Origin of the sequence: Acidovorax sp. CF316, assembly GCF_000276605.1 — a bacterium.
Taxonomy (GTDB): Bacteria; Pseudomonadota; Gammaproteobacteria; order Burkholderiales; family Burkholderiaceae_C; genus Acidovorax.
This window is the reverse complement of the sequence record NZ_AKJX01000309.1, coordinates 1-1,779: the sequence shown is the minus strand read 5'-3', so window position 1 is coordinate 1,779 and position 1,779 is coordinate 1. Positions and strand designations below refer to the sequence as shown.

2 protein-coding genes are annotated in these 1,779 nt (G+C 68.3%); both read right to left on the bottom strand.

The genetic code is table 11. The features are described from left to right. Positions 1-126: 126 nt before the first annotated feature. On the bottom strand, positions 127-1,515 hold the full coding sequence (locus PMI14_RS33255; RefSeq protein WP_007862309.1) for a GspE/PulE family protein: 1,389 nt from the start codon (positions 1,513-1,515) through the stop codon (positions 127-129). Between the two features lie 7 nt (positions 1,516-1,522). After that, the coding region (locus PMI14_RS33250; RefSeq protein WP_007862302.1) for an SPOR domain-containing protein at positions 1,523-1,779 on the bottom strand (257 nt) is incomplete at its 5' end.

Sequence of the window (1,779 nt, the reverse complement as noted above, 5' to 3'; positions counted from 1 at the left end):
GCGCACCGCGCCTTGCATCCCATCCCGAAAAGGGACTTGCGCGGCTTCAAAAAGATCTTGAACAGGTTCTAAGCAAAAGGGCCGCATCAGCGGCCCTTTTTGCATGCATCCGTCGCCGGGGTTGCGTCAGTCGCGGGTCACCCGCACGACTTCCTCACGGCTGGTGACGCCGGCTGCGATCAGGCGCTCGCCGTCCTCGCGCATCAGGGCCATGCCGCCCGCCAGGGCTGCGCTGCGGATGTCGGCCTCGGCGGCCTGGTTGTGGATCTGGGCGCGGATGGCATCGTTGGTCACCAACAGCTCGAACAGGCCGGTACGGCCCGTGTAGCCGGTCTGGCTGCAGTGCTCGCAGCTGGCGCCATGGCAATGGCTGCAGTACTTGCGCACCAGGCGCTGCGCCAGCACGCCGAGCAGCGAGGAGGACAGCAGGAACGGCTCCACGCCCATGTCGGTCAGGCGCGTGACGGCGCTGGCGGCATCGTTGGTGTGCAGCGTGGCCAGTACCAGGTGGCCCGTGAGCGAGGCCTGGATCGCGATCTGCGCGGTCTCGAAGTCGCGGATTTCACCTATCATGATGATGTCCGGGTCCTGGCGCAGGATGGCGCGCAGGGCCTTGGCGAAGGTCAGCTCGATCTTGCTGTTGACCTGGGTCTGGCCCACGCCCGGCAGCTCGTATTCGATGGGGTCTTCCACCGTCATGATGTTGTTGCGCGTGGCGTCGAGACGGCCCAGCGCGGCGTACAGCGTGGTCGTCTTGCCCGAGCCCGTGGGGCCGGTCACGAGGATGATGCCGTGCGGCTGCCCGATCAGGCCTTCGAAGCGCCGCAGGGTCTCGCCCTGCATGCCCACGGCTTCCAGGCTGAGCTTGCTCTCGCTCTTGTCCAGGAGGCGCAGCACCGCGCGCTCGCCATGGGCGCTGGGCAGGGTGGAGACGCGCACGTCGATGGCGCGCGTGCCCAGGCGCAGGCTGATGCGCCCGTCCTGCGGCAGGCGCTTCTCGGAAATGTCCAGGTCGGCCATGATCTTCAGGCGCGAGATCAGGGCCGCGTGCAGGGCACGGTTGGGCTGGACCACCTCGCGCAGCGAGCCGTCCACCCGAAAGCGCACGCTCGAATGCCGCTCGTAGGGTTCGATGTGGATGTCGCTCGCACCGTCGCGTGCGGCCTGCGTGAGCAGGGCGTTGAGCATGCGGATGATGGGCGCGTCGTCGGCTGTCTCCAGCAGGTCTTCCACGGCCGGCAGGTCCTGCATCATGCGCGACAGGTCGGCGTCGGACTCGACCTCGCTCACCACGGTGGCGGCGCTCGACTCGCCCTGGGCATAGGCGGCGCTGATGCGCTGGGCCAGGGCTGGTGCCTCCAGCGATTGCAGGTGGCGGACCTTGTGCTTGCGCATCACTTCCGACAGCGCGGTCACGTCAGGGGCGGGGCCGTGCCACAGCACGATTTGCTGCCCGTCATCTTCCAGCAGCAGCTGGGAGGTGCGGGCAAAGGCGTAGGGCAGAGGGTGGCGCATGGGTTTCTCAGAGCGTCTGGCGCGTCACCGTGGCGCCGGGTGCCAGCTGGCGAACCATGGCGGCTGCCGCTTCGGCCGAGGCTTCGTTGTGGTACGGGCCTACCCGCACGCTGGTGCGCGGGCCCTGGTTGGTGTCCACAGGCTGCTCGGCAATGGGCAGCGCCGAGGTGCGGAGCTTGTCCAGTGCGGCGAGTGAGGCAGCATCGTCGCCGAACAGGCCGGCGCGCACATAGTAGGTCGATGCGGCGGCGGCAGCAGCCGCCA